This is a genomic window from Acinetobacter sp. P8-3-8 (genome assembly GCF_000214135.1).
Taxonomy (GTDB): domain Bacteria; phylum Pseudomonadota; class Gammaproteobacteria; order Pseudomonadales; family Moraxellaceae; genus Acinetobacter.
This window is the reverse complement of the sequence record NZ_AFIE01000179.1, coordinates 1-388: the sequence shown is the minus strand read 5'-3', so window position 1 is coordinate 388 and position 388 is coordinate 1. Positions and strand designations below refer to the sequence as shown.

Genomic DNA, 388 nt, shown 5'->3' with positions numbered 1-388 from the left:
TAAGGTACACCTACTTGGCGAGAAAGAAGGATGTGTTCACGAGTTTGTGGCATTGGACCATCAGTCGCAGCACATACAAGGATCGCACCATCCATCTGAGCAGCACCAGTGATCATGTTTTTAACATAATCGGCGTGTCCTGGGCAGTCTACGTGCGCGTAGTGACGAATTGGAGAATCGTATTCTACGTGTGAAGTATTAATTGTAATACCACGTGCTTTTTCTTCTGGAGCAGAATCGATTGCTGCGTAGTCTTTAGCTTCACCGCCGTAAGTTTTTGCACAGATTGTTGCAATTGCAGCAGTTAAAGTTGTTTTACCATGGTCAACGTGACCAATTGTACCCACGTTTACGTGTGGCTTATTACGTTCAAACTTAGCCTTAGCCA

General features: G+C 44.8%; 1 protein-coding gene. It reads right to left on the bottom strand.

The window, feature by feature from the left end; genetic code table 11:
- On the bottom strand, positions 1-388 hold a 388-nt coding region (locus GGG_RS20310; protein WP_010118223.1), incomplete at both ends, for a GTP-binding protein.